This window comes from Sphingopyxis sp. (genome assembly GCF_965227415.1).
Lineage (GTDB): Bacteria > Pseudomonadota > Alphaproteobacteria > Sphingomonadales > Sphingomonadaceae > Sphingopyxis.
Genome location: NZ_OZ245749.1, coordinates 1,027,587 through 1,054,128, shown reverse-complemented (window position 1 = coordinate 1,054,128; position 26,542 = coordinate 1,027,587). Strand labels below are relative to the sequence as shown.

General features: G+C 62.8%; 28 protein-coding genes and 1 tRNA gene. 14 read left to right on the top strand and 15 right to left on the bottom strand.

The genetic code is table 11. From position 1 onward, the window contains the following. Window positions 1-33 precede the first annotated feature (33 nt). Genes ACO055_RS05130 through ACO055_RS05120 form a run of 3 tightly spaced genes read left to right on the top strand, consistent with a single transcriptional unit; the run spans window position 34 to window position 1,926 of the window. Window positions 34-591, top strand: a complete 558-nt coding sequence (locus tag ACO055_RS05130; RefSeq protein ID WP_422061515.1) for a hypothetical protein — start codon at window positions 34-36, stop codon at window positions 589-591. Further along, on the top strand, window positions 575-1,291 hold the full coding sequence (locus ACO055_RS05125; protein ID WP_422061514.1) for a hypothetical protein: 717 nt from the start codon (window positions 575-577) through the stop codon (window positions 1,289-1,291). The genes ACO055_RS05130 and ACO055_RS05125 overlap by 17 nt, the downstream gene beginning before the upstream one ends. A gap of 32 nt (window positions 1,292-1,323) precedes the next feature. Beyond that, entirely contained in the window at window positions 1,324-1,926 is a 603-nt protein-coding gene (locus tag ACO055_RS05120; RefSeq protein WP_422061513.1) for an HD domain-containing protein, read from the top strand. Between the two features lie 40 nt (window positions 1,927-1,966). Here ACO055_RS05120 and ACO055_RS05115 read toward each other — a convergent pair whose 3' ends face one another. Together ACO055_RS05115 and ACO055_RS05110 are read right to left on the bottom strand one after the other, a co-directional pair. Then, window positions 1,967-2,770 carry an enoyl-CoA hydratase-related protein gene (locus ACO055_RS05115; RefSeq protein WP_422061512.1) on the bottom strand — a complete coding sequence of 268 codons (804 nt, stop codon included), beginning with the start codon at window positions 2,768-2,770 and terminating at the stop codon, window positions 1,967-1,969. A gap of 1,072 nt (window positions 2,771-3,842) precedes the next feature. Continuing rightward, window positions 3,843-4,481 carry a hypothetical protein gene (locus ACO055_RS05110; protein ID WP_422061511.1) on the bottom strand — a complete coding sequence of 213 codons (639 nt, stop codon included), beginning with the start codon at window positions 4,479-4,481 and terminating at the stop codon, window positions 3,843-3,845. 77 nt (window positions 4,482-4,558) lie between these two features. Here ACO055_RS05110 and ACO055_RS05105 point away from each other — a divergent pair, with 77 nt between their 5' ends. Both ACO055_RS05105 and ACO055_RS05100 read left to right on the top strand, forming a co-directional pair. Then, window positions 4,559-6,148 carry a peptide chain release factor 3 gene (locus ACO055_RS05105; protein ID WP_422061510.1) on the top strand — a complete coding sequence of 530 codons (1,590 nt, stop codon included), beginning with the start codon at window positions 4,559-4,561 and terminating at the stop codon, window positions 6,146-6,148. A gap of 57 nt (window positions 6,149-6,205) precedes the next feature. Next, window positions 6,206-6,664 carry a hypothetical protein gene (locus tag ACO055_RS05100; RefSeq protein ID WP_422061509.1) on the top strand — a complete coding sequence of 153 codons (459 nt, stop codon included), beginning with the start codon at window positions 6,206-6,208 and terminating at the stop codon, window positions 6,662-6,664. On the opposite strand, the gene dinB is transcribed toward ACO055_RS05100, so the two are convergent. Continuing rightward, the gene (dinB, locus tag ACO055_RS05095) at window positions 6,657-7,718 is read right to left on the bottom strand and encodes a DNA polymerase IV (RefSeq protein WP_422062423.1); all 1,062 of its coding nucleotides are present in this window, start codon (window positions 7,716-7,718) and stop codon (window positions 6,657-6,659) included. The two genes, ACO055_RS05100 and dinB, sit on opposite strands and share 8 nt — an antisense overlap. 173 nt (window positions 7,719-7,891) lie before the next feature. On the opposite strand from dinB, the gene ACO055_RS05090 reads away from it, so the two are divergent. From ACO055_RS05090 to ACO055_RS05080, 3 genes are all read left to right on the top strand, one after another. Continuing rightward, a tRNA-Gly gene (locus tag ACO055_RS05090) sits at window positions 7,892-7,965 on the top strand. 209 nt (window positions 7,966-8,174) lie between these two features. Then, the gene (locus ACO055_RS05085; protein ID WP_422061508.1) at window positions 8,175-9,401 is read left to right on the top strand and encodes a tyrosine-type recombinase/integrase; all 1,227 of its coding nucleotides are present in this window, start codon (window positions 8,175-8,177) and stop codon (window positions 9,399-9,401) included. Then, window positions 9,398-10,165, top strand: coding sequence for a hypothetical protein (locus ACO055_RS05080; protein WP_422061507.1), 768 nt, complete (start codon window positions 9,398-9,400; stop codon window positions 10,163-10,165). The genes ACO055_RS05085 and ACO055_RS05080 overlap by 4 nt, the downstream gene beginning before the upstream one ends. Before the next feature lie 288 nt (window positions 10,166-10,453). On the opposite strand, the gene istB is transcribed toward ACO055_RS05080, so the two are convergent. From istB to ACO055_RS05065, 3 genes are all read right to left on the bottom strand, one after another. Then, window positions 10,454-11,182 (bottom strand): IS21-like element helper ATPase IstB, encoded by a 729-nt coding sequence (gene istB / locus ACO055_RS05075; protein WP_095385564.1) that lies wholly within the window; start codon window positions 11,180-11,182, stop codon window positions 10,454-10,456. Next, a complete protein-coding gene (gene istA / locus ACO055_RS05070; protein ID WP_422059577.1) occupies window positions 11,169-12,683 on the bottom strand; it encodes an IS21 family transposase in 1,515 nt (504 codons plus the stop codon). Before istA ends, istB begins: the two co-directional genes overlap by 14 nt. 287 nt (window positions 12,684-12,970) lie before the next feature. Beyond that, window positions 12,971-14,446 carry a phytoene desaturase gene (locus ACO055_RS05065; RefSeq protein WP_422061506.1) on the bottom strand — a complete coding sequence of 492 codons (1,476 nt, stop codon included), beginning with the start codon at window positions 14,444-14,446 and terminating at the stop codon, window positions 12,971-12,973. A 136-nt stretch (window positions 14,447-14,582) separates the two neighbouring features. Between ACO055_RS05065 and ACO055_RS05060 the strand changes: the two genes are divergently transcribed. Beyond that, on the top strand, window positions 14,583-15,035 hold the full coding sequence (locus ACO055_RS05060; RefSeq protein WP_422061505.1) for a DUF3429 domain-containing protein: 453 nt from the start codon (window positions 14,583-14,585) through the stop codon (window positions 15,033-15,035). A gap of 25 nt (window positions 15,036-15,060) precedes the next feature. Here ACO055_RS05060 and ACO055_RS05055 read toward each other — a convergent pair whose 3' ends face one another. Next, window positions 15,061-15,993: an NAD(P)/FAD-dependent oxidoreductase gene (locus ACO055_RS05055; protein WP_422061504.1), complete on the bottom strand. Its 933-nt coding sequence runs from the start codon at window positions 15,991-15,993 to the stop codon at window positions 15,061-15,063. Further along, the gene (gene folE / locus ACO055_RS05050) at window positions 15,993-16,604 is read right to left on the bottom strand and encodes a GTP cyclohydrolase I FolE (RefSeq protein WP_422062422.1); all 612 of its coding nucleotides are present in this window, start codon (window positions 16,602-16,604) and stop codon (window positions 15,993-15,995) included. The genes ACO055_RS05055 and folE overlap by 1 nt, the downstream gene beginning before the upstream one ends. A 131-nt stretch (window positions 16,605-16,735) precedes the next feature. Here folE and ACO055_RS05045 point away from each other — a divergent pair, with 131 nt between their 5' ends. Together ACO055_RS05045 and ACO055_RS05040 are read left to right on the top strand one after the other, a co-directional pair. Continuing rightward, window positions 16,736-17,323, top strand: a complete 588-nt coding sequence (locus ACO055_RS05045; RefSeq protein WP_422062421.1) for a PAS domain-containing protein — start codon at window positions 16,736-16,738, stop codon at window positions 17,321-17,323. A 130-nt stretch (window positions 17,324-17,453) separates the two neighbouring features. Continuing rightward, window positions 17,454-18,176: an SDR family NAD(P)-dependent oxidoreductase gene (locus ACO055_RS05040; RefSeq protein WP_422061503.1), complete on the top strand. Its 723-nt coding sequence runs from the start codon at window positions 17,454-17,456 to the stop codon at window positions 18,174-18,176. Between the two features lie 74 nt (window positions 18,177-18,250). On the opposite strand, the gene ACO055_RS05035 is transcribed toward ACO055_RS05040, so the two are convergent. The 7 genes from ACO055_RS05035 to ACO055_RS05005 form a co-directional block, all read right to left on the bottom strand. After that, complete coding sequence (locus ACO055_RS05035) at window positions 18,251-18,805, bottom strand: fasciclin domain-containing protein (RefSeq protein WP_422061502.1); 555 nt, start codon at window positions 18,803-18,805, stop codon at window positions 18,251-18,253. A 133-nt stretch (window positions 18,806-18,938) separates the two neighbouring features. Further along, window positions 18,939-20,192: a tryptophan synthase subunit beta gene (gene trpB / locus ACO055_RS05030; protein WP_422061501.1), complete on the bottom strand. Its 1,254-nt coding sequence runs from the start codon at window positions 20,190-20,192 to the stop codon at window positions 18,939-18,941. A 289-nt stretch (window positions 20,193-20,481) separates the two neighbouring features. Further along, window positions 20,482-21,423 carry a homocysteine S-methyltransferase family protein gene (locus ACO055_RS05025; RefSeq protein WP_422061500.1) on the bottom strand — a complete coding sequence of 314 codons (942 nt, stop codon included), beginning with the start codon at window positions 21,421-21,423 and terminating at the stop codon, window positions 20,482-20,484. Between the two features lie 170 nt (window positions 21,424-21,593). Next, window positions 21,594-22,175 (bottom strand): LysE family translocator, encoded by a 582-nt coding sequence (locus ACO055_RS05020; RefSeq protein WP_422061499.1) that lies wholly within the window; start codon window positions 22,173-22,175, stop codon window positions 21,594-21,596. A gap of 45 nt (window positions 22,176-22,220) precedes the next feature. Continuing rightward, a complete protein-coding gene (locus ACO055_RS05015; RefSeq protein ID WP_422061498.1) occupies window positions 22,221-22,913 on the bottom strand; it encodes a VIT1/CCC1 transporter family protein in 693 nt (230 codons plus the stop codon). Beyond that, the gene (locus tag ACO055_RS05010; RefSeq protein ID WP_422061497.1) at window positions 22,910-23,443 is read right to left on the bottom strand and encodes a helix-turn-helix transcriptional regulator; all 534 of its coding nucleotides are present in this window, start codon (window positions 23,441-23,443) and stop codon (window positions 22,910-22,912) included. Before ACO055_RS05010 ends, ACO055_RS05015 begins: the two co-directional genes overlap by 4 nt. Window positions 23,444-23,452: 9 nt before the next feature. After that, window positions 23,453-24,112 (bottom strand): cytochrome b/b6 domain-containing protein, encoded by a 660-nt coding sequence (locus ACO055_RS05005; protein WP_422061496.1) that lies wholly within the window; start codon window positions 24,110-24,112, stop codon window positions 23,453-23,455. A gap of 236 nt (window positions 24,113-24,348) precedes the next feature. On the opposite strand from ACO055_RS05005, the gene gntA reads away from it, so the two are divergent. From gntA to ACO055_RS04990, 3 genes are all read left to right on the top strand, one after another. Beyond that, complete coding sequence (gntA, locus tag ACO055_RS05000; RefSeq protein ID WP_422061495.1) at window positions 24,349-25,008, top strand: guanitoxin biosynthesis heme-dependent pre-guanitoxin N-hydroxylase GntA; 660 nt, start codon at window positions 24,349-24,351, stop codon at window positions 25,006-25,008. A 47-nt stretch (window positions 25,009-25,055) separates the two neighbouring features. Continuing rightward, window positions 25,056-25,595 carry a DUF1989 domain-containing protein gene (locus tag ACO055_RS04995; protein ID WP_422062420.1) on the top strand — a complete coding sequence of 180 codons (540 nt, stop codon included), beginning with the start codon at window positions 25,056-25,058 and terminating at the stop codon, window positions 25,593-25,595. A 154-nt stretch (window positions 25,596-25,749) separates the two neighbouring features. Next, window positions 25,750-26,451, top strand: coding sequence for an ATP-grasp fold amidoligase family protein (locus tag ACO055_RS04990; RefSeq protein WP_422062419.1), 702 nt, complete (start codon window positions 25,750-25,752; stop codon window positions 26,449-26,451). Window positions 26,452-26,542 lie beyond the last annotated feature (91 nt).

Below are 26,542 nucleotides of genomic sequence, written 5' to 3'. Positions count from 1 at the left end.
CCGGTCACGGGCGCGACAAGGGTGAATGAGATGATGCGGAAATTATTGGCTGCTCCCGCGGTACTCGCGGCCTGCCTGCTTGCGGCAGCGCCGGCGCAGGCCCAGTTCGGCGGCCTGCTGCGCAAGGTGACGACGCCGAAGCCGAAACAGAGCGAGGACGATAGCGGCGGCTGCCCGAAGGGCAAGAAGGGCAGCAGCGCCGGACGCGCGATCGTCGGCGGCGTGCTCGACAGTGCGATCGGCAGCGCCGCGAGCAGGGCGGGCGTCTACAGCTATGTGCCGATCGCAGAGGTGAGCGGGACGCTGACCAATGCGATTGCGTGCAAACTCGATCCGGCGGAACAGGTGCAAGCGGCGGCAGCGACCGAGGAAATCACGCGGAGCGGTGAGGTTGGCGAAACCGCCAACTGGACCAGCGAAACACGCGAAAATGTTGCCGGATCCTCGACCGTGGCGTCGAAGAACCAGCTCGCCGACGGTTCGAGCTGCATGAACGTAACCGACATCGTCATCGTCGAGGGCGAAGAAACGCGCGTGTCGAAGAAGATGTGCAGAGGTCGCGGTCAGTCGCGTTATGTCCTTGCCGCCTAAATTTTTCCGCCTCGTCCTTGCCGGTGCCGCGCTCGCGTGCCTGACCGGCGCCGCCAAGGGCAAGATGGACCCGGCAAACCCGACCTGCCCGGTCAGCCCCGACTGGTCTGCCAATACGACGATGCTGTTTACGCCGGTGAAAAAGGGCAGTGCCAAGGTGCTTCTGGCCGAGGGTCGGATCGACGCCGGCGCGCCCGATCGCCTCAAGAAAGTGCTCGCTGCGAACCCTGACGTTGCCGAGATATGGCTGCGCTCGCCTGGCGGCGATGCGCGCGCGGGCAATGCGGCGGGACGGATCATCCGGTCGAACTTCGGGCTGACGACGCGTATCCCGGCGGGCTGGGCCTGTTTCAGCGCGTGCAATTTCATCTTCATGGGCGGGCAGCCGCGCGTGATCGATCCGGGCGGGCTGTTCATCGTCCATATGTTCACGCGGACGGGCGATCGCCAGTCGATCGACATGAGCGTGGCGATGGGCACCGATGCGACCAAGGAACTGATCGGCGACATCGAACAGGATGCGGCACTGCTCGCAAGCGAGGACAATGATTTCCTGATCCGCATGGGCGTGTCGCGCAAGCTGTTGACCGAAGTCATGTATCAGCAGAAAGCGCTTGCGAACGCCGAAGACAAATCGACCCGCCGTTGCCTGACGCAGGCCGAGGTCAAGACCTATAACGTTGCAAATAACAACGAATGACGTAGATTGGCGGCCGATAAGGAGAGGCTGCCATGAACGACATGACGCATGAACATGCGACATTCCGGTCGATGATCGACGGGAAGCAGGAAGACTGGGACATCATCGCGCGCGAGCAAAAGCAGTTTGCTCCGAACAACGGCGCGCGCATCCTCGATCATCTGAAGCTGCTCGGCGGCGATTATGGCGGCTTTCCGGTCGACCGGCTCGAGCATTGCCTGCAAACCGCGACGCGCGCGCATCGCGACGGACGCGACGAGGAATATGTCGTGATGGCGCTGCTCCACGACATCGGCGACACGCTGGGTGCGTTCAACCATCCCGAGGTCGCGGCGGCGATCCTCAAACCCTTTCTGTCAGAACAGAATCTGTGGATCGTGCAGCACCATGGCATTTTCCAGGGCCATTATTTCTTCCACTATATCGGGCTCGACCGCGATATGCGCGACCAGTTCGCCGACAGTCCCCATGCGGCGGCCTGCGCCGAATTCTGCGAGAAATACGACGCCCCGGCGTTCGACCCCGATTACGACACGCTGCCGCTCGAGTTTTTCGAGCCGATGGTGAAGCGGCTTTGCTCCTATCCTAAGGCGAGCATCTACAAGAAGATCATGATCGAAGAAGCGGCGGAATAAATCATGCCGTCGCCCCCGCTTTCACGGGGGCGACGGATCATCACTTGCCCTTGAACGCGGTCTTGCGCTTTTCGACAAAGGCCAGCACGCCTTCGACCGCATCCTCGCTGTTGCCCGCGACGAACTGACCCATCGCTTCGGCGTCGAGCGTCTGGGCAAAGCTTTGCGACAGGCCGTCGCGCAGGATCTTGCGCATCGTCCCCAACGAGACGGTCGGCCCGTTGGCGAGGCGCGTCGCGAGCGCTTTTGCTTCGGTCATCAGGTCGGCATCTTCGACGCATTTATAGACCAGGCCCCAGTCGGCCGCCTGTTCGCCGCCGATCTTTTCGCCGAGCATCATCATCTGCGTCGCGCGCGGCAGGCCGACAAGGCGCGGCAGCAGCCACGACGATCCGCCGTCGGGAACCAGGCCGATATTGACGAACGCCTGCAGGAAATAGGCGCTCTTGGCGGCGAGGGTGAAGTCACCCGACAGGCCGAAGCTGCAACCGACGCCAGCCGCGGGCCCGTTGACCGCAGTGACCACCGGAATGTCGAGATTGGCGATCGCCAGCAGCATCGGATTATAATGGTTGCGCAGCGCCTTGCGGCTGTTCGCGCCGCCGCCGACGGCCGAAGCCGCGCGGTCGCCGCCCAGGTCGGCACCCGAGCAGAAACCGCGGCCCTCGCCGGTGATCAGCAGCGCGCGCGCGCCAAGGCTGGGCAGATGGTCGAGCGCGGCACGGATCTCGTCGGCCATCGCGGGCGGCATCGAGTTCAGCCGCTCGGGGCGGTTCAGCGTGATTGTCGCGACATTGTCGGCGACGTCGAGCTTGATCATCTCGAAGGTGGGAATGTCGGTCATGGGGAAGAAATCCTCTGCGCTAGGCCGTTGGTCTTTACCTTTACGTTCACGTAAAGTTGTGACCGATTCGATCGCCAAGTGCAAGAGAGAAGGGTGAAGACAGCGGCAGATGCCGACCAACAGACGACGTCCCTTTTTTCGTCATCCTGAACTTGTTTCAGGATCCATGGGCGGCCGTTCCCTTCGACACGGCGCGAAATGAGAGGTCGGGCCATGGATGCTGAAACAAGTCCAGCATGACGGAGGGCAAACGACCCATTGCGGACGATGCTGATGTGCTCCCCGGCGAAGGCCGGGGTCCAGAGCGTGCGCACGCAACGTGGGCGCTGCAACGCCCTGGGCCCCGGCCTTCGCCGGGGAGCACGCTGGGTCGGGCGAACATCCGCTTCCCACCCCAAAGCCGACGCTCGCTCCCGATCTCGATGCAATGGCGGCTAACGACCAATTGTTGCCGTTGATCCTCCCTGTCGCGCAGCGATGGGGAGGTGGCAGCGCGCAGCGCTGACGGAGGGGCCATGACACCGCCGTCGCAAGGCCCCCTCCACCATCCGCTTCGCGGACGGTCCCCCTCCCCATGGCTGCGCCACAGGGAGGAACCCCTCATTCCTCGTCATCCTGAACTTGTTTCAGGATCCATGGGGCGCCGTACCCTTCAGCACCGCGCGAAATGAAAGGTCCGGCCGTGGATGCTGAAACAAGTTCAGCATGACGGAGGGCTAGCGACCGATTGCGGACGATCGTGACGTGTTCCCCGGCGAAAGCCGGGGTCCACAGCGTGCGCACGCAACGCCGACTCTGCAACACCCTGGGCCCCGGCTTTCGCCGGGGAACACGCTGGGACGGACGAACGTCCGCTTCCCACCCTAACCGGCCCATCGCCGAGCGCAAATAAACGCTGTCCTACATTATTCCGCTGTGCCAGCCTCGGGTCTGGCTCTTTGATCTCGTCGATATCCACTCCTTCGCTTCAAGCGACAAAGGAGACGGTTTTGCCGTGCGCACGCGTATCTTTCGCCGCCTTAAAGCCACAAAGGACACAAAAAGCGTGTGTGCGTGCGGGGCTTTTGTGGCTTTAGGGGGTCTCCACGCGAACGAACCGCATGTCGCCCTCGGCGCGATGCAGCTTGAGTCCGCGATCGGTCCTTTCGGCGCAGGCCCCCTCGAAATTCACGACGCCCAAATCATTGGGAATGATCGTGACGCGCAGCTTGCCGCCGTCGGCTTCGGTCAACTCATATCGCGGTGCGGCGATGCCATGGATGGGCTCGCTGATCTCGACCCAACGCGGAACGCGCGTGTCGTCGTCGGGCATCGTCCAGCCATAATCCTGGGTATAGCCTTCGGCGGGGTCGCCGCTGTCAAAGCCGATGCGAAAATCGACGCCGGCAATCCCGTTGCCGTTCGGCCAGGTGACGAGCAGGGTGGGGATCGCCGCGTCGACCTCGATCAGCGCTCCCTTCTCGAACGCCGGGGGCACCGGCTTGGGCTCGGTGATCAGGCATACCGTGTCGCCGCGCGTTTCCCAGCGCCCCTCGGCGCGTTCGTCGAGCGCGCCCGCAGCGAGTGCATATTGAAAGCGGCCGTCGGTCCGGATGAGCAGCCCGCCGCCCACGTCGGGCCCTTCGGCCAGGCTGTATTCGCCCACAAAGGGCGAATCCTGGGCGGCGGCTGGGCCGGCGATCAGCGCGGCGGCGAGGAGCAGGGTTCGCATGAACCGACCATGCGCCGGGGGTTCTGCGGATGCCAGCCCCTTTCCACATCCCGCCCCACCTGCTAACCGCCCGCGCCATGCCCCATCCCGACCGCCGCACCTTCGCCATCATCTCGCATCCCGACGCCGGCAAGACGACGTTGACCGAGAAACTGCTCGTCGCCGGCGGCGCGATCCATATCGCCGGAGAGGTCAAGGCGCGCGGTCAGGCGCGGCGCGCGCGCTCCGACTGGATGAAGATCGAACAGCAGCGCGGGATTTCGGTGACGTCGTCGGTGATGACCTTCGAACATGCGGGTCTCGTCTTCAACCTGCTCGACACGCCGGGGCACGAGGATTTCAGCGAAGACACTTATCGCACGCTGACCGCCGTCGACAGCGCGGTCATGGTGATCGACGCGGCCAAGGGCATCGAGCCACAGACGCTGAAGCTGTTCGAGGTCTGCCGGCTCCGCTCGGTGCCGATCATCACCTTCATCAACAAGGTCGACCGCGAAGGCCTGCCGCCGTTCGAACTGCTCGACGAGGTTGCCGACCGGCTTGCGCTCGACGTGTGCCCCATGAACTGGCCCGCCGGTATGGGCGGGCAGTTCGAGGGGATCTACGATCTCGTCGATCCGGCCATCATGAAGCCGGGCGGCGATGCGTCGCGCATGTATGAGGGCGACCGGTTCGGGGTTTCCGGGCTGGACGATCCGGCGCTGGCGGCGAAGCTCAGTGCCGATGCGCTCGCGCTCCTCGTCGAAGAGACCGAGCTGGCGTCGGCTTGCTATGCGCCGTTCGACGCGGCCGCCTATCGCAACGGCGATCTGACGCCGGTCTATTTCGGATCGGCGCTCAAGGAATTCGGCGTGGTCGATCTGTTGAATGCGCTGGCCACGCACGCACCGGGGCCACAACCGCAGCCGGCCGAGCCCGCACCGGTTCAGCCCGATGACGAGGCCGTCACCGGATTCGTCTTCAAGGTGCAGGCGAACATGAACCCCGCGCACCGCGACCGCATCGCGTTCATGCGGCTCTGCTCGGGCAAGTTCGAGCGCGGGATGCGGCTGATGCAGGGCGGAACGGGGAAGGCGATCGCGATCAGCCGCCCGATGCTGTTCCTGGCGCAGGACCGCGAGATGGCGGAAGAGGCTTTTCCGGGCGACATCATCGGCATTCCAAACCACGGCACGTTGCGCGTCGGCGACACCTTGTCCGAACGGACCGACATCACGATCACCGGCCTGCCGAACTTTGCACCCGAACTGCTGCGCCGCGTCGCGCTCGTCGACCCGACCAAGACCAAACAGCTTCGCAAGGCGCTCGACGACATGGCCGAAGAAGGGATCATCCAGGTCTTCTATCCCGAAATCGGGTCCAACATGATCGTCGGCGTCGTCGGCCAGTTGCAGCTGGAGGTCCTGATCAGCCGACTCGATGCCGAATATAAGGTCGAGGCGAAGCTCGAGCAGTCGCCCTGGGATACCGCGCGCTGGATCGCGAGCGACGATCCGGCGGCGCTCAAGGCCTTCCAGGCCGACCATCGCGGCGCCAGCGCGACCGATCGCGATGGCGCGCCGGTGTTCATGGCGAAGGATGCATGGGAAGTCGGCTATGTGACGCAGCGCCACCCCGCGATCCGCTTTACCGCGACGAAAGAGCGCGTGTTCGCCAACGCGGGTTGATCGCGCCGCTCAAGTCCGCCACCATGACGCCAGTTTCGGTCACAGGTGGGGGTATCGATGCGCGGATGGATTTTGGCGCTCGCGGTTGCCGCGAGCAGCGTACCGGCGGCGGCGCAGACGATCAGCATGCCGATCGCCAAAGGCTTCTGGGTTGCCGCGAAGGACAAATGCGCAACCGTCACCAACGGCTATGCCTTTGACGGCGCGCGCTGGGGCGCGGTCTATTTTTATGGCCCCAACGCCAGCATGGGGCCGGTCGCCGAGCTCGAGAAGATCGGGCGGACCAACAGCGTGCCGGGCGGTTTCACGAATATGCAGCTCGGCGACTACCAGGGCGTCGGCTATTTCCATTTGAAGGCCGTTGCGGCGGGCAAGGCGATCCTCCGCACCGGCGCTCCGTCTCCCGAGGGCATTCAGGTGATGGACGATGCGATCATTCGCTGCGATTTCAAGACGCTGTCGCCCAGGATGCAGGCCGCCTTGAAGCGGCTGGCGCCCGCGCTGGCGGTCAAATAAGGCTCAGCAGGTCGGCGGGCGCCGCCGCAGCCTCGTCGTCGTCCTCATCCTCTTCACCCTCGAATTTGCTGAGCGTGACGCCGAGCAGGCGGATGCCCTGTTCGGTCGGGAGCAACGGCGTCAGAATCGCTTCGCCTGCGGCGAGCAGCGCGGCGCCGTCGAGGATGGGCGAGGGGGTCGATCTGGCGCGGGTGATCGTCTGGAAATCGGCATAGCGCAGCTTCAGCGTCACCGTCCGGCCGCGCGCGCCCTTCTTCGCCGCGCGGTCCCACACGACGGTGCAGACGTGCGCCAGCGCTTCGCGGATTTCGGTATCGGTGATCAGGTCGTTGAAGAAGGTGCGCTCGCCGCCGAGCGATTTCAGCGGCCGGTTCGACTTGACGCGGCGATGGTCGATGCCGCGCGCCAGATTGAACAGCCATTCGGCGCTGTTGCCGAAATGCTCGGCGAGCCACAGCGGCTCTTTTTCCGCCAGATCGGCGCCCGAAAAAATCCCGAGTCCTTCCATCTTCGCCGCGGTCACCGGGCCGATGCCGTGGAAGCGCCGGATCGAGAGCGTCTGGACGAAATCGGCGCCCTTGCCAGGCGGAATCACGGTCAGCCCGTCGGGCTTGTTCTGGTCCGACGCCAGCTTGGCGATAAACTTGTTGTACGAGACGCCGGCCGAAGCGGTGAGGCCCGTTTCGTCGCGAATGCGCTGGCGGATCAGCCTGGCCGTCGCCGTGGCGCTGCCGATGCCGGCCTTGTCCGCGCTGACGTCGAGATAGGCCTCGTCGAGTGACAGCGGCTCGACCTCGTCGGCATAGTCGCGAAAGATCGCCCGGATCTGGTGCGATATCTCGCGATAGGCGTCGAACCGCGGCGGCACGAAGATCAGTTCGGGGCATTGGCGTTTCGCGGTCACGCTGGGCATTGCGGATCGAACGCCAAATTTGCGCGCCTCATACGACGCGGCGGCCACGACCCCACGCCGCGACGAGCCGCCTACCGCGACCGGCTTGCCACGCAGCGACGGATCGTCGCGCTGTTCGACCGATGCATAGAACGCGTCCATGTCGACGTGGATGATCTTGCGAACTGGCGCATCGCGACCGTCGTCGGGGGCAGGGCTCTCGCTGTCGTCCACAGGCGCAACCTAGCATGTTGCTGAAATGTTCTCAACGCCGCGCTTGACGCCACGCTTGACGAAGGCGGGCCAAAATGGCAATCGCCGCCAGCCTTGGAAATGCGGGTATAGCATAGTGGTAATGCTCTAGCCTTCCAAGCTAGCTAGGCGGGTTCGATTCCCGCTACCCGCTCCAAGCTCGCATTCCATGATGTTCGTATTCATCTGGACATGGCCGCGAGATTCGCCATATTCTTCAATATTCGGACCGTTGGCGTTCCATAGCGTCCATCCCAAGCCGCCAATCCTTGGGGGCATTTTTTGGGGGCATCTCGCTGACGGTCAATTCGATGCCCCCACTGTTGGGGGCATTTCGGGAAATGATGAACCCGGAGGGAACCGATTATGGCGCTTACCGACGTGGCAATCAGGAATGCGAAGCCCGGTGGCAAGCCGATTAAGCTCGCTGACGCGGGCGGCCTGCATCTTCTTGTGACGCCGGCGGGCGGCAAGCTCTGGCGACTCAAATATCGGCTCAACGGGCGCGAGAAGCAGCTCGCGATCGGGTCCTACCCAGAAATCAGTTTGAGCGAGGCGCGCAAGCGGCGCGAGGCAGCCCGTACGCTCATCGCGAACGGCAAGGACCCCTCGCAGGAAAAGCGCCGCGAGAAGGTCCGCTCGCGCGTTGCAGCGGAAAACTCGTTCAACGTGATATCGGAGGAATACTGCGCCAAGCGTAAGCGCGACGGCGACAAGCGGTGGGCACCAGCAACGGCGACGCGGAGCGAATATTTGCTCAGCTTGCTCAAGGCGTCGATCGGACCGATGGCGATCTCGGAAATCGAGCCGGCCGATGTTCTCGACGCTGTCAGGCGGATCGAGCGGAAAGGAAATCTCGAGAGCGCGCGGCGGACGCTGCAGCTGGCAAGCATGGTCTTTCGTTACGCGGTCGCAACGGCACGCCTCCGCTCCGATCCTACGCGCGATCTCAGGGGCGCGCTCACTGCTCCAAAGGTGACGCACTATGGCGCGATTCTGAAAGCCGAACGGGTCGGCGAGTTACTCCGTGCTATCGATGGGTACGAAGGCATGGGCGTTGCGAAGCTGGCAATGCAGATCGCGCCTCATGTCTTCGTCCGACCAGGTGAACTCCGTCATGCGCTGTGGGAGGAAGTCGACTTGGGATCGGCCGTCTGGACAATACCGGCCGAGAAGACCAAAATGCGCAAGCCTCATCATGTCCCGCTTTCCCGACAGGTCGTGGCGTTGTTTCGAGAGGTTCCTCCCTTGTCCGGCCCCGTGGGATATGTGTTTCCGTCAATCCGCACGCGCGCTCGCCCGATGAGCGAGAATACCATCAACGCCGGTTTACGGCGCCTTGGCTATTCTAGCGACGAGATGACCGCGCACGGGTTCCGGGCGATGGCATCGACGCTTCTCAACGAGAGCGGAAAATGGTCCCCGGATGCGATCGAGCGCGCGCTCACGCACGGCGATGCCGACAAGGTGCGCGCGGCCTATCACCGCGGCGCGCATTGGCAGGAGCGCGTAGAGATGGCGCAATGGTGGAGCGATTATCTGGACGAGTTGCGGCGCGGTGACGAAGCCGCCTTTATTGGGGCACGCCAATGACCCGCGTGTCAGCGAAAGGACGGTATTTAGCTGAGCACCCCTTTGTCTCATTCGTCGAAGCATTGACCTGGATCGCGTTCGCGGACGCGATGTCTCACGACCATTTGCTCGAACAGATTGCGGGCCATAGCTCCACCGAGCCCCTTAGTGCCAAGGACAGGCTTCGGTCGTTTTTCGGAAGTCACGATGCGAAACCAGCGGACGGTCCGGGAACCGGCTATTTTGAGAATCGCGAGCGCGGGTTGCAGCGGCTGGCCGACGCCTGGCAGCAACTTCGCGAAAAAGCGGAGCGAGGCAACCTTACCGTGCGTGGCCGCTACGCGCATCACTTTACGCGCGCCGAGGCAGCCGTGGCAGATACGACGGACCTCTCTCGCAATGTGCTCGCTACTTTCTCGCAATTCGATGTTTCGACTGGCGGTATTCGACGCCAACCTGAAGGGTCCCCGGACATGCTTTGGCGCGACCATCCCGACGGCTTCGACCGCGAGTTCGACGCGCTTGGTACCGACTCGTGCATGGCTGACGGCTACCTCTTCGTCGAGGCCGAGCGCGCGGGGGTCGTTCGCTGTTGGCCAAACCCGCGCGGCGCACCCCGCATGCGCCAAGAAGACGTCATGCTGTGGTGCGAGAACTGGATAAAATCCGGAAAGGGCAACGGTATGGACAAGGCGTGGCGGGATTTCCACGCGGATCCTTCGCACGCAGGCCTTTCACGCGAAGATGTGTTTCGTCCCGCGTGGCGCAAAATAAAAGGAATTTAATTCAAAGGCTTACCTTACGCGGTTTTTCACGCGGAGCACGCGAAAAGCGTCTTTGCCGCGTGATCTCGATGTGGCGTTTTTGGATCTCGTTCAACGAGATACGAGGTGATTCCATGTCAAACGGCGTTCAAACGGGACCCCCGATCGGCGTCGAAGAAGGACCCCCTTGCGGATATGATGGGGGTTTGTTGAGGTGAGCCTTGCGCTGCGTGCGGCGGAGGTCGGGCGTAGCCCGACCGGAGGCGCACGCAGCGCAAGATAGATTTTTGAAGGCGGCGAAGGTGGCGGTCAGCTGCGGTTTTTGAAGCGCCAGCTATCGTTGCCCGTCTCGACGATATCGCAGTGGTGGGTGACGCGGTCGAGCAGCGCCGTGGTCATCTTGGGATCGCCGAAGACGGTAGGCCACTCGCCGAACGCGAGGTTCGTGGTGATGATGACGCTGGTGCGCTCATAAAGCTTGCTGATGAGGTGGAACAGCAACTGCCCTCCCGAGCGTGCGAACGGCAGATATCCAAGCTCGTCGAGCACGATCAGGTCGAGCCGCGACAGCTGCGCCGCCAGGGTCCCGCCCTTGCCGATCCGGGTCTCCTCTTCGAGGCGTGTCACCAGATCGACGGTGTTGAAGTAGCGGGCGCGAGCGCCTCTTCGCACGACATTGGCGGTGATCGCGATGGCAAGGTGGGTCTTCCCCGTCCCCGTGCCGCCGACAAGCACGATATTGCGCCGGGATGGCAGGAAGGAGCCATCATGAAGGGACCGGATCATCTCCTCATTGATCGGAGTGCCGTCGAAGCTGAACCGCTCCAGATCCTTCACCACGGGTAGCCTGGCCGCCGTCATGCGATAACGGATCGAGGCTGCATCCCGGTGGGTCGCTTCAGCGCGGAGCAGGTCGGTCAGTATCTCCATAATGGTGCGCTTGCGTTGGAGGCCGGTGGTGACGGCCTCGTCGAACGCCGCAGCCATACCCTTGAGGCCAAGGCCACGCATCGTATCGATCATATCATGCCGCTGCATCATAGCCTCGCAGCAGATCATAGCGAGCGCAGTCGGCAACCGGAGGATGGCGCAGCATCCGGTCTTCCGAGGTGACGATGCTATGGGGCGTCGCCGGCTCGCTGTGCCGCGAGAGGATGTTGAGGATCAGCTCGTCGCTGGCCGTTCCGGTCGCCAGCGCTTCGCGCGTGGCAGCTTCGACCAACTCCAGACCATCGGTGAGCACCGCCGAGAGGACCCGCACGAACCTGCGATCTGCTTCGTCCCCGACGCCCAACCTTCGCCGTAATCGATGCAGCGCGGGCGGCAGATCCCAGTCCTGGAACGGCGCGCCATTACGGAGCGCGCCGGGCTTGTGCGCGAGGACCGGCAGATAATGCCAAGGATCGTAAATGGTGCGGTTCCGACCGAAGTGGCGCTCATGCTCCCCGACGATCTCTTCGCCGCAACGGATGACGATACGATCGGCATAGGCACGCACCTGCACGGTCCGGCGCGCGGCCGTCGACATGACCGAGTAGCGGTTCCGATCAAAGCTGATGAGGCAGGTTCCGGTGACGGCGTGCTCGCTCTCATGGAAGCCGTCGAACGGTGCCAGGATCGGCTGCAGGGCCGGTCGTTCCATCTCCAGCGCCTCGGCGACGGTGATGTCGCTGCGCTCGGGATGGGCGTGATGCTCGGCCCAGCGTCGGCACTCCGCCTCCAGCCACCCGTTGAGCTCGGCTAGGCTGGCGAACCGAAGCCGCGGCTGGAAGAAGCGGCCCCGGATCGTCTGGACTTGCTGCTCAACCTGGCCCTTCTCCCATCCCGCTGCTGGTGAGCAGGCCGTCGGCTCGACCATGTAATGATCGGTCATGATCAGGAAGCGGCGGTTGAACACGCGCTCCTTACCGGCGAACACGCTCGTCACCGCCGTCTTCATATTATCGTAGATACCGCGCCGGGGCACGCCGCCGAAGAAAGCGAACGCCCGAGCATGAGCATCGAACAGCATCTCCTGGCTCTCACGCGGATAGGCCCGGACGTAAGGTGTGCGCGATGCGCAGAGACGAGCGTGCGCAACCTTTACCCGCATCGGCTTGCCGGCGATCTCTACATCCTCGTGGCTCCAGTCGAACTGATAAGCCTCGCCAGGATGGAAGGTCATCGGGATGAAGGCCGGAGCACCTTCGCCCGCATCCTTCCGGCGCGTCACACGCCAGCGCGCCGCATAGCGGCGCACCGCATCATAAGAACCTTCGAACCCTTCGCGCGCAAGCAGATCATGGATACGCGTCATCCGCAGCCGGTCGCGGCGACCTCGCGCCTCGTTCTCCTCGAGAAGCACATCGAGCCGTTCCTGATAGGGGCCAATCCGCGGTAAAGGCTGGACTGTGCGCTGGTAGTTGAACACCGCCTCCGGCGACCGGATCGCCTTCCGGACCACCTTGCGCGATAACCGAAGATCACGGGCGATCGCCTTGATCGCCTTCCCAGACGCATGCTCACGCCGAATCCGAACCACTGTCTCCACTACCAACATCCCGTTCTCGCCAACTGATCAAACCAGTCAGCCGCCTAAATCCTCGGGATGAAGGGGTCCTTTTTACACGCCGATCACCCCCCGACGGGGGTGCCTATTGCACGCTGATCCTCAGGCCGCAGGCGAATTGTGCGACGAAGGCCCGCATCTCAAGCCACCTTATGAGGCCAAAAAGGTCGTCGCTCATATCAAGCGGTTGCTCGCAGCGTCTCGCAGACAGGTTGCCCCAGAAGCGTAGGAACGTCGTTCCGGTATTGGGGCAGGAGGTCGATCGCCCTCGAAGCACCTCAGCCGGGCTTCGCCAGCAATAGCGAAGCGGCGGCTTTGGCGCTGGCGACCACGCCAGGGATGCCGGCTCCTGGGTGCGTCCCGGCGCCTACGAAATAGAGATTTTCGATCACGTCGTCGCGATTATGGGTTCTGAAGTATGCGCTCTGCGTAAGCGAGGGGAGAAGGCTGAACGCGCTCCCATGATGCGCGGCGAGATCGGTCTCGAAGTCCGGCGGCGCATAGCTAAATTGCGTCACGATCCTTTCACCGAAGTCCGGAACGAGCCGCTTCTCGATTTCGGCGACGATGCGCCTCGCCAGCCGGGGCCCCTCGATCGCCCAGTCGAGCGGGGCATCGCCAAGATGCGGCACCGGTGCCAACGCATAGAAAGTGCTGTGGCTAGGCGGGGCCAGCGACGCGTCGCTGGCGCTAGGGTGATGGAGGTAGAGCGCGAAATCCTCGGCGAGCACACCGTTGTTGAAGATGTCGTCGAGCAGTCCCCGATAACGCGGGCCGAACAGGATCATGTGATGGGGAATGTCCGGGAACAGGCCCCGTACCCCCAGATGAAGCACGAACAGGCTCGGCGACCAGTTTTTTCGCGCCAGCCGCCGCGCGCTCCGCTTGGCGCTCGGGTGATCGATGAGGTCTCGGTAACTGTGGAGAACGTCGGCATTGCACACGGCGGCATCGACCTCGATCCGGTAGCCCGCGCGTGTTTTGACTTCGCGCACGCGATCGCCCTCCGTGGAGATACGTTCGACCGGATCGTCAAGTCGAAGCTCGCCGCCGAGCCGCTCGAACTGTCGTACCATCGCCGCGACCAGCCGGTTGGTTCCGCCCCGCGCGAACCAGACACCGCCGTCCTGCTCGAGCTTGTGGATCAACGCGTAGATGGCGCTGGTCGCCATCGGATTCCCGCCGACCAGCAAGGTATGGAAGGACAGTGCTTCACGCAGCTTCTCATTCTCGACATAGCCGGAAACGGTTTTATAGACGGATCGCCATGCGCGTTGCCGTGCGAGGGCTGGCGCTGCCTTGAGCATCGAGCGGAAGTCGAGAAACGGGACCGCGCCAAGTTTGACATAGCCCTCCTCGTGCACCGCAGCAGAATAGGCGAGGAAGCGGGCATAGCCAGCGACATCGCGCGGGTTCAGGGCCGCAATGGCGGCCTCCATCGCGGCCTCATCATTGCCATAGTCGAATTTCGTGCCATCGGGCCAGCTCAACCGGTAAAAGGGGGTGACCGGGATCAGATCGACATCCGATCCGATGGCGTGCCCGCTCAGTTCCCAAAGCTCGGCAAGGCATGCCGGGTCGGTAATGACGGTCGGACCGGCATCGAAGGTGAAGCCGTCCTTCTCCCACACATAGGCGCGGCCGCCCGGTCGGTCGCGCGCCTCGAGGATCGTGGTCGCCACGCCAGCAGATTGAAGGCGAATGGCAAGCGCGAGGCCGCCGATTCCGGCGCCGATAACAGCTGCATTCTTCATGTTGCGCCTCCGTGGCATCAGGGAAGTTGGCGCGGGCCTAGATGGGGCACGGAACAGTCACCACCTGTCCTTTGGGGCGCCGGTCTGCCTGAAAGGACATATTGTAGCGTGGCCGCGGGCGTGATGCTTTGCCACGATGCAATATTCGTTTCGCATTTCACCGCTTGCGCGCGGCCTCGGCTGGGCGGGTTTGTTGCCGCAGGTCGCCGGCGTCGCCATGATCGCCTCACACAGCCCGGCGGTCTATTTCGCCGGGTTGTCCCTCACGGCCTGCTATGCCGCGTTGATACTGACTTTCCTCGGTGGCGTGTGGTGGGGTCTCTCCCTGACACGCCCGAATATTTCGCGCATGGCGCCGGTCGCAGCGGTCGCACCAAGCCTTGTCGCGCTTGGCTCCTTCATCCCCTGGATGGTTGGTCTTCCCTGGCCGCGCCCCTCACTGGTTCTGCTCGCTGTCGGATTGCTCGCATCGCCTCTGGTCGATCGGGTTCTGTTGGCCGGCGAACCCGAGGCCGCGCCATGGCTGGAATTACGGCAACGACTTTCGATCGGTCTCGGTCTACTCACCCTTGCTGCCGCCAGTCTCTGAGAATGGCGGGCCTTGATTTCCTCTGTCAACGCGCAATCGCTCGTCCCAGCGCGGAGCCGCTTTGCCAAGCATATTCAACGAAGCCATGCGAAAGCCAGTCTCCGCAGGCACCCAGCCGGAGCGCGTCGTTCCATAGCAATTCAGGTTCGCGGCCGGAGGGCTGGCTGAAGAGCCAGCGGTGCGCATCGGCGTGGAGTGGCTCGGGCATCGCCGTGCCGCCCGCTTCCCCAAGCGCGCTGAGCAGGAGATCGCACACGCGCGCCGGATCGCGCGTCAGGTGCTGCTCGGACCATGCCCAGTCCGACTGGACCACCCATGTTTCGCCGGGCGCGCGCGCTGGCTTGGCGCTGTTGCGCACCGCATAACTTATGGGTCCCACGCCGCGAATGAAATCGGGCAGCGTAACGATGGGCTTTGCAAACAGATACATCGCGCTCCAGCAGGGGTGCGAGCGGACCGACATCGCGGCGCGGGCCATGTCGAAATCGTGAAGCGACAACAGCGGCGCTGCCTGTTCGGCGGGTATGGCGACGACCGCTGCCTCGAAGGGCCCGTGCCGGACCGCTTCGATATGCACCCACCAGTCTTGCCCATCGCGGGTCAGCGCGGTGACGGGTGACGACCACCAGACATCATGGGCGTTCGCCTGTGCTCTGATCGGTGCGTTCATCGAGGGAGTGCCGACCCAAGCGTGCACTCCGGCCACGGGCCACGGGGCGACCAGACCCTGCGCGTGCCAAAGATCGACGAGCGAACGGAACTCGAGCGAGCGCGCGGTGAAATGCGTCGCGCCATGATCGTACGCCATGTGGCCGGACGGCGTCGTTACCCGGCGGGTGGACATCCGGCCGCCGGCGCCCCGCGCCTTGTCGAAAAGCGTGATGTTATGGCCCGTCTCGTGCAGCCGGTCGGCGCAGGCAAGCCCGGCGATCCCGGCGCCGACGATTGCGACGCGCATCAGTAGCCCATCAGTGCGAGCAACTCGCGGCGGCTGCCCGGATCGTCGAGAAAACAGCCCAGTAACCGGCTCGTCACCATGCCCACTCCCGGGGTTCGCACGCCGCGCCCCGTCATGCAGCCATGCTGCGCTTCAATGACCACGGCGACACCGTGGGGCTGCAAATTGTTCCATATGCAGCTGGCCACCTCGGCGGTCAGCCGTTCCTGGATCTGCAACCGCCGCGCATAAGCTTCGAGCACACGCGCGAGCTTGGAAATGCCGACGACACGGTCCTTCGGCAAATAGGCGATCGATGCCTTGCCCGTGATCGGCGCGAGATGATGCTCGCAGTGTGAGTGGAAAGGGATGTTTTTCAAAAGGACGATCTCGTCATAACCGCCGACCTCTGAAAATGTTCTGCTCAGATGAACCGCAGGGTCGTCGCGATATCCGCCGCAATATTCTCGCCAAGCGCGCGCCACGCGCTCCGGAGTCCCCGCCAGACCTTCGCGGTCAGGGTCATCGCCGGCCCAGCGCAGGATCGCCTTGACAGCCTCGATGACCTGCGACGGCACCTGCTCGCCAGCATACTCGTCGGTTTCGAAACCGTCTTTGGGAACAAAATTCATTGAGCAAAACCTCGAGCGGGAACGCGAGGGCGGCGTTCCTTCAGGATGGGGCTTGCATGAGCGCGGCCACATGGCACAACATGTCCCTTGGGGCATATGGCCTCTGGCTCGGTGCAAGGTTTGGTTCCCGGATGTCCCTCAAGGCGATGATCGCAACGAGCCCGATCGCGGCGGTTATCAGCGATCCGCGGCTCCCCGACAATCCGATCGTCGAGTGCAATGATGCCTTCATCGCGTTGACCGGCTATACTGCCGACGAAATCATCGGGCACAATTGCCGCTTCCTGACGGGCCCCGGCACGGAAGACGAACTTAGCGAGACGCTGCGCGCCGCGATCCGTGAACGGCGTCCTGCGCTCGTCGAAATCCTCAACTACAAAAAGGATGGATCGCCTTTCCGCAATGCCGTTCTTGTCGCATCGATCTTCGGGAGCGAGGGGAGACTTGAGTATTTTCTCGGCTCGCAGATGGAAGTGGACGATGATGCGGCACGTTTCTCCGAGCGGCGAGCCCTTGCGCTCCAGGCAGTCGAGCGCCTCTCGCCTCGGCAGCGCGAAGTCTTGTTGCTGATGGCGGCTGGTAATCTCAACAAGCAGATCAGCTTCGAGCTGGGTCTGTCCGAGCGCACTGTCAAGATGCACCGCGCCGCGCTGTTGCGCTCGCTCGGGGTCGAGACGACGGCCGATGCCATTCGGCTCGCCGTGGAGGCTGGATTCTAGCGCGCCTGTCGCAGGCCGGGTCGCTTCAACTGCACCTAAGGTCATCTATCTCCGACCCGTTGCGTCATGGCAGCGCGTCGGACGTCGCTCTGAGTGAGACAGGGCCGCAGGGCGAAGGGCAGGTGGCGTGATGGATAAACGGGCTTGCGTATTGGGCGCGAGTGGCGGCATCGGCGGCGCGATCGTCGAGACACTGGCGACATCGGGTAATTTTGGCAAAATCTATGCGGGCGCACGGCGTGAAGTCGCGAAGCGCCAGTCGCCGGTCGAGGGTTTCGCGTTTGACTTTGCCGATGAGGCGACGCTGTCAGTCGTTGCGGATCGCATAGCGGATGAAGGGCCGCTCGATCTCATCATCGTCGCAACCGGCTTGCTGCACCGTGCCACGAACATCCGACCGGAGAAAAGCTATCGGGAGCTGGACGCCGGTGCGATGGCGGAGGTTTTTGCGGTCAACACGATTGGTCCGGCGATTGCCGCGAAACATCTCCTGCCACTGCTGCATCGGGGGCGTCAATCGGTGATCGCATTCCTGTCAGCGCGGGTCGGATCAATCGGCGACAACCGTCTTGGCGGATGGCATAGCTATCGTTCGTCGAAGGCGGCGCTTAATGCCCTTGTTCGCTGTTTCTCGATCGAAATGCGAGCGCGCAATCCGCAGGCGATCGTGGTCGCGCTACATCCCGGAACGGTCGATACAAGCCTCTCCGTGCCGTTCCAGCGGGGCGTCCCTGCCGAACAGCTCTTTTCGGCCGAACGGAGCGCCACGCATCTTCTAGAGGTGATCGACGGGCTGACCCAAGATCATAACGGTGGATTCTTTGCCTGGAACGGCGACCCTGTCATTTATTGAAACGGTCGTGGTTGGGGCCCTTGCCCGCGTGAAATACGGGTCCGCCGGAATTTTCCGGCGGACCCGCCATTTGGTCACGAAGGCAAAAGTACGCCGTCGACAACATGGATTACGCCGTTCGATTGCAGGACATCGGCTGGCCCGACCTTTGCCACGCCGCCCTTCGCATCAGTTACGTAGAAGGCGCCGTCTTTCTGCCACACGGTGAGCTTGGCACCCTGCACTGTGGTGAGCACTGCCTTGCCGCCGTTGGCCTTCACTTGCGCCGCGATGTCCGCAGCGGTCAACCGGCCGGGGACGACGTGATAGGTCAGCACCGCGGTGAGCGTGCCCTTGTTTTCCGGCTTGAGCAGAGTCTCGACGGTTCCCGCGGGCAGCTTCGCAAAGGCCGCGTTCGTGGGGGCGAAGACCGTGAAGGGGCCGGGCGACGCGAGCGTATCGACCAACCCGGCCGCCTTCACGGCGGCAACAAGCGTCGTATGATCGGCGGAGGCGGCGGCGTTTTCGACGATGTTCTTGGTCTCATACATGGCGGCGCCGCCGACCATCGGGTTCTTGGCGAGAGCGGCGCCGCCGGTGGCGATCAAGGCAGCGGCTGCGAGCGGGAAGGTGATAAGCGAAAGCTTCATCGAATAATCCTTTCAAATACCTCATGATCTGGGGGGAAGTGATCCGAGGATAGAGAGGAGATGGATTTAATCAGGCGCACTGCCAATATGACCCTTCGGGCAAAATCCAACCCAGATCTCGACGTGCCAAACCCTAGAGCGTGGCGCCAAGATGCTTCGCAACTGAAAAGAAGTCCTTGTCGCCTCGTCCGCACAAATTGGCTAAAATGATGCAATCTCTCGGCATGGTGGGCGCTACCGCGGCGACGGCGGCGATTGCGTGGCTCGGTTCGAGGGCAGGGATAATCCCTTCAGTGCGGCAGAGCAGTTGGAAAGCGTCGAGTGCTTCAGCGTCGGTCGCCGACGTGTAGTCCACCCGACCAGTTTCCTTCAACCACGCATGTTCAGGCCCGATGCCCGGGTAATCGAGGCCGGCGCTGATCGAGTGACCTTCGACGATCTGCCCATCGTCATCCTGCAACAAATAGGTCTTGTTGCCGTGGAGGATGCCGGGACGTCCGCCGGCCAGCGATGCGGCATGTTGCTTGTCCAGACCATGGCCGGCCGCCTCGACCCCCAGCATCTTGACTGACGCATCATCGAGGAAGGGGTGGAAAAGACCGATCGCGTTCGATCCGCCGCCGATCGCTGCCACTAGCAGGTCGGGCAGCCTGCCGGTGCGGGTCAGCATTTGCTCGCGGGCCTCCTTCCCGATGACACTCTGGAAATTACGGACCATTTCGGGATAGGGGTGCGGACCGGCTGCGGTGCCGATGATGTAGAAGGTATCGTGAACATTGGCGACCCAGTCACGCAGAGCCTCGTTCATCGCGTCCTTCAGGGTTGCGGCACCGGCCGTAACGGGCACCACCTCTGCGCCGAGCAGCTTCATACGAAATACGTTGGGTGCCTGGCGCGCCACGTCCGCGGCTCCCATGAAGACCACGCAAGGCAGGCCGAAGCGCGCGCAGACGGTGGCGGTTGCCACGCCATGCTGGCCCGCGCCGGTCTCGGCGATGATGCGGGTCTTGCCCATTCGGATCGCCAGCAGGATCTGGCCCACGCAATTGTTGATCTTGTGAGCTCCGGTGTGGTTGAGTTCGTCGCGCTTGAACCAGACCTGTGCACCGCCCAGCTCATCGGACAGGCGGGGAGCGAAATAGAGCGGGCTTGGCCGGCCCACATAATGTTCCAAGAGGTCGTCGAACTCGGACTGGAAGGACGGATCGGTCTTCGCCGAGCTATATTCGCGTTCGAGATCGAGGATCAATGGCATCAGCGTTTCGGGGACGAAGCGCCCACCGAACTCACCGAAGCGCCCGTTCTCGTCCGGCTGGTTACGCAAGCTGTTCTTGAGAAAGGGCGCCTTGCCGCTATATTCGTGAGCTGGGGAAGTCGCCTTCGTCATGTCTCAATGTCTCCTGATGCTTATGTCCAGAGTCCTTTTTCATCAGGGGCAGCTTGTGGATGGACAACCTGTCAATAAGTGCGGCCGGGTTCGTTCCTGCGGATCCATGTATCCCAATTCCGGCAAATAGCGGACTTCATGTCGCTCCGCTTAAATCGGTGATCAATGTCCGCTTTCCATAGTGGCTTCCCCGAAACAGACCGTCTCCATCCGGCCAGAATAGCTGTGGAGTCGTGGAGATAGTTGAGCAGGCTTGTGCGAACGATACTGCGCGCCGTCGGAGGCAGATCTAACGTCGCGCCTGACGCACGTTGCGAGCCATCTCGTCGAGATGGGGCGCCCATGTTCCGCAGCAGCCGCCGAACATATCGATATGCGGATACCGCCGCGCCAATGCCCCGATACGGTGCCCGAGATCGACCGGGTCACCGTCTTCGATATGGCCGAGTTGGCAGAGGTCGATCTTGTCTTTCGCGCTGGCGTTCGGCCTCACGCTGCGGATCCGCAGCATCCAGTCTCCGGGTTCGAGCGCCGGCTCGAATTCTATCGGATGCGAGCAGTTGATGCCATAGAAGTCCGGCCTCGCGTCGCCTGCATCCGCATCGGCCGTCTCTATCGCTTCCTTCAGGCTTGGGCCTGATTTGAGGCGATGATTGCTGTCCAGGGTGAACGAGATGCCCAGCGGCAAGTCCAACCGTGCGGCAGCTCGTGCGACGCCGACCGCCTCAGGAACGCTATTGAATGTCACTGCGCTGACGAAGTCGACCTCTGCGCGCTTCAGTATCTCAAGCTGAAAGCTGTGATAATCTTCAGCCTCGCCGGCCGTGATTGTCCGGTTGATCGAGTAGGCGTCGCCCCTCGGGCCAAGCATTCCGCCGATCAATATGTCCGGGACTTGGCCTTCGTAGGGCCGAGCGACGGTGCGGAGGAACGTGATCGATTGTTCTATCGCATCCGCCAGCCCTTCACGAGTATAGCCGAGCTTCTCTCCCCAATCGGGACTAGCGCGGTAATCGAGCCCGCTGATCATCGCGGCGAAGCCGTGTTTTGCTGCAACGTCGAGCACCCGGCCGTACATTGTGGCCAGGTCTGCCATCGCGTCGGCATTTCCTAGCAGCGGATACATTGCAAACTCGGGCAGATCATGCCCGTGCCGATATTGGATTTCCGTCTCTTGGCCGCCTTCGGTCAGATACAAGACGTCATCGCGCTGCGGTGCAAATCCAGGCATTGCCATCCCCCTCGCAAGAGCGCTTCCAGCCTAGCTCATCCGAGGCGGGGATTGAAGCTAGTACATATTGGCGCACGAACAATGTCCGCTTGCTCAGCCGTGCAGCCAAAAGATGCCGGTCCGGTTCCGGCCAGGCCAAGCCATTTGTAGCACGCGCACCAGGATTTCCGTCAGCCGAGATCGGCCAGAAGAAATGACGCTGCGACAGCCAGCATGATTACCGCAAACACGCGCCGCACGATCTTGGTGCGCCCCGGGTCGGATAGCCAGTCATGCGCCGTGCTTCCGGCGGTGACGATCAACAGGTGAATGGATGTCGCAATGGCGACGCTGATCAGCGACAGGATAAGCGCATTGCGAATGCCGAGCGCCTCGCCATTAAGGAACTGCGGCGCCACCACTACGAAGAAGATATAGGCCTTGGGGTTGAGCAGATTGATCAAGGCCCCGGTCGCGAAGGCACGGCGAAGCGAACTGCCCTTACGTGAGGAGCGCGATCCATCGCCGGTGCCGCGCCATGCCTCGATTGCAAGCCACAGCATCATCGCCGCGCCCGCGAAGCGCAGGATGGTCCAGAGTTGCGGGGCCGCCTGCAGCAGCGCAGCGAGTCCCACTGCTGCAAGAACGCCGTTTGCAAGCAGTCCCAGCGCGACGCCTGCGACGGCAGCCAGGCCGCAACGCCGGCCTTCGGTTGCGGCAAGGCCGGCAAGCCAGGCCATGTTTGGGCCGGGCGTCAGCTCGATCAGCAGCACCGCCAGCGCAAACCCGATAATGTCCAAGCGCCCGTTCCTTCGCGGTTAAACGGCGGTTCCAACCAGTCGGCCGATACTTGCCGTCAGCGCCATGGCGAGCGCCCCCCAGAATATAACGCGCACCACGGGCTTCAGCGGCCTTGATCCGCCGGCGGTAGCTCCGACCCATCCCAGCAGGGCAAGAAACAGTAGCGACGCGACCGCCTCGCCGGGGACAAGCGAGGCTTGGGGAAGCAGGGCGGCGGCCAACACCGGGAGGAGGGCGCCAATGGTAAACGTACCAGCGGAGGTGAACGCCGCAGTGATCGGACGCGCCGAGGTCATATCGGTTATGTGAAGCTCGTCGCGGGCGTGGGTGCCGAGCGCATCGAACGCGGTCATCTGCGCGGCGACAGTTCTCGCGACATCGGCATCGACGCCGCGTGCCCGGTAAATGCCGGCAAGTTCCTCAAGTTCCGCTTCGGGACTTGTGGCCAGTTCAAGCTCTTCGCGTTCGAGGTCGGCGTGTTCCGTGTCCGACTGCGAGCTCACCGAGACATACTCCCCGGCCGCCATCGACATCGCGCCCGCCACAAGCCCGGCGATCCCCGAGACCAGGATTGCGGCGCGCGGTGCGCCCGATGCGGCGACGCCCATGATGAGGCTTGCGGTCGAGACGATACCGTCATTGGCGCCCAGAACGGCGGCTCGCAGCCAGCCGATGCGCGACACAAGATGGCTTTCGCGGTGGCTTCTCATCCATGGTTCCCCTGCAGTTTGGTTTCGACCGGCTTGATCGCGTCGCCATCGACCAGATCCTCGACCATCAGGGCCATCAGGCCGACTTGCGAATGCACCTCGGCCTTGGCGTAGATGCGCGCAAGTTGTGCCCGGATCGTCCCCGATGCCGCGCCGCGAAGGTGCGCAATTTCGGCCGCATCGAAACCCTTGAGCGCGAAGAGCGCGACATCGGCCTCGGCACCCGTCAGTTGCCAGTCTAGAAAGCGCTGCCGGATAAGGTCCGACATGGCGCCGCGCGCCGTTGCGACGGCCGTCTCATCCAGCCGGGCGCGAAGGATCAGCCAGTGCAGCTGGAGCGCGCCGAAGACGACCCCGGCGAGAAGCGCGACGGTCGCTCCGCTTTCGACGAGCAGGTGCATGCTCCAGCCATTGTCGGCGATGTCGCCAGCGACGTCGGCGACGAAGAAGATCGTCGCCAGGGCCTGGAGGATCACCAGAAAGCTGGTCGCGACCGCTCGACGTTCCAGCGCTCTGCGTCTTTCCTGCATGGCCACGGTTTACGCGCGCGCCGGCAACATAGCCAACAGGATTTCCCGGCCGCTGCGGCGCGTCTCGAAGATCACCCCGGCGATATGCAGCGCGATAAGAACGTAGAGCAGGTTGACTGCCGTCTCATGCACCTCTTCCCACACGTCCTCCTCGCCGCCTGCGCCTTCGGCCGCTTCATCGGCATCATGATCGCGCCGTTCCACGACAGCCTTCTGGGAAATCTCGCTCGACCGCTTCGCTTGATCGAGGAAAGCCGTCGAGGGTGGCCCCGCCATCGCTATGCCGCTGGCGATGATCACCCCGAGCATGCTCCAGATCGCATAGACCATCAGCGCGCCGAGCGGGTTGTGCGAACGATGAATCTGCTTTTTGCCGGCCCGTATGTCGCGCAGGTGGTCCAGCGCCCGGCGCGGGCTCGGGGGGAAGGCCGAGAAGCGGGCCTCGGCGGGGCCTATCAATCCCCACAGCAGGCGAAGCGCGAGGATAGCGGCCAATGCATAGCCGACCCAGATATGCGCGCCCGACCCTTCCTCGGTGACCAGTGCGTTGGCGAGGATGGCGATGACGATCGACCAATGCGTTATTTTTACGACAGGATCCCAGCTTCGGCGCGCGCGAACGGCTTTCCTGGCAACTTCGTCAGAATTTAGAGGGGGCGAGATAGGCATGACACGTTCCTTCGTTACATGAAGGTTCTGATCATGGGTAAAGGGTCCAGGCTATCGGCAAACTGCTTAGGATCACGGGTGTAAGCATCTGCTTATGCCTGGCCTCGCGGCCCGCAATGCGGCCAGAGGTCGACTTCTGATCTCGCAATCCCGCAGTATGTCTTCGGCCGATAGCGTCATTTCTGAACCAATTCCGATCGAAAACGTTCAGCGTTTCGACAATCTAGGGAGAGCCAATGTACAAGTGCGGCGAAGCCGAATTCCTGTCTTATGTTTCGGACCCCAGCTTTCCTTGCGTGGGCGCCAAATCGGCGGCGGCGCGAGGCAATCTGCGGATTATCCAGGCGCGAGATATGACGAGTGCGTGGAACGACCTGCAGATTCACCGCGCCTTGATCGATTGGGCCCGCGATTTCAGAGGAGCGCCGGAGGGGCTACGCAGTCTTGCCGTCTTGTTCGATGGCCCAGCGGACTTGTGCGAGGAAGATTTCGAAGCCGCAATGTGGACGCGCCTTCAGTCGTTCGCCGACAAAGATGCTTGGCTCGGCCAGCCGTATGACGCTGCTGTCAGTTCCGATCCGGAAGATGCGCATTTTTCGCTGAGCTTCGGCGGCGCCGCATTTTTCGTCGTCGGGTTGCACCCAAATGCTTCGCGTCCGGCGCGACGATTTTCAAGGCCCGTGCTCGTGTTCAATCTGCACGACCAGTTCGAGGAGCTCAGGACAAATGGAAGATATGAAAGAATGCGTGACGTCATTGTTGAACGCGATGTGGCTCTCGCGGGCTTTGCCAATCCGATGCTAGCCCAGCACGGCGAAACCAGCGAGGCCAGGCAATATAGCGGGCGGCAGGTCGATGCCGACTGGAGCTGCCCCTTTCGCGATCCACGCACTTGACGGCCGTGCGACTTGAAATCTTCCCGCGCAGCGGCGTGGCGTTCACCATGGCGGCGGGGCAGGCGCTGACGGTCTGGGACCCGTGCGGCGAACAGGTGTCCGACATGGTCGCCTATGCGCGCCGCGATACGGCGGAATATATGTCGAACGGGCGCACCTTCGACTATGAAGAGACAATCCGGCTGACCGCGGGCAATCGCCTGTGGTCGAACCGCTCGCAAGTCATGTTCGAGATTGAGGAAGACCGCGTGGGAACCCATGATTTTCTCCTCACGCCATGCGGCGAGGCGACCTTCCGGCATTTCTACCCCGATAAGCCCGTGCATCGTGGCTGTCTCGGAAATCTCGTCGAAGCGCTCGCGCCATACGGGATCGGGCCGGATTCCATTCCCGTCGCCTTCAACATCTTCATGAACGTCCCGGTCGATCCGGCAACGGGTAGCCTGTCGGTGTTAGCGCCGCGCAGCCGCGCTGGCGACTTCATCCGCCTGCGCGCCACGATCGACTGCATCGTCGGGCTCACCGCCTGCTCCGCCTACGCGTCGAACGGCGGCAGTTTCAAACCGATTCACTATGCCGTCGGCTGATCTGGCTGTCATGCCGATCGAACGGGTGGCTTCCTCGACGACCGGCGACATCGGCGCGGCGCTTGCTCGGTGTCGGGTCGCCGTGATTTACGGCTGGCGTCATCGTCGCCTGCTCAATCTCGACGCGCCGATCCGGTTCACCGAACTGGTTCAGATGCGCAAATTATATGATCGGTCTCCCGACCAAACGCTGCTGATGGACAAAGTCGCAGCCAAGCACCTCGCCGAGGTCGCGCTTGGAACGGAATGGGTGGTTCCGACACTTTGGTCGGGGAAGACCTTGCCCGACGAGACACCTTTCCCGTTTCCCGCCATCCTTAAAGCGCGCCACGGATGCAATCAAAATGCCGTGCTCTGCAAAGCGCCTGCCAGGTCGCAATGGCGCCGACTGCAACACCGGTCGCGGCGCTGGCAGCGGGCGCCATATGGCATTTGGCTCGACGAATGGGCCTACCGCGACGTTCCGCGCGGCTTGATTGCCGAACCATTGCTTGGCGGAAAATTGCCGCTGCCGATTGACTATAAGATCTACGTTTTCGGGGGTCACGCGACCCATGTGCAGGTTCATCTGGATCGTGGCGGCCGACATCGCTGGATTTTGCACGACCGCAATTGGAGGCCCTTGGTTGACGCCACGGATCGGCCTGACGCGCCGGCATCGCTGTCAGCGATGCTAGCCGCAGCCGAAACCCTGTCGCGCGGCATGAGCTTTCTTCGCGTCGATTTCTATGAAGTCGACGGCCGTCCCTATTTTGGCGAATTCTGTCTGTATCCCGGTTCAGGGTTCGACCCCTTCGCTGCGGACTGGATCGACCTCGAACTGGGCGCCATATGGCTAGACGCTATGGCGAGTTGATACTCGATCATTAGCGCTCCAGGTAACTGAGCGCGTAACCTGGATATTCCTTTGCCCGCTGCGTGACGTGCGATTTTTCAATCGAGACGCA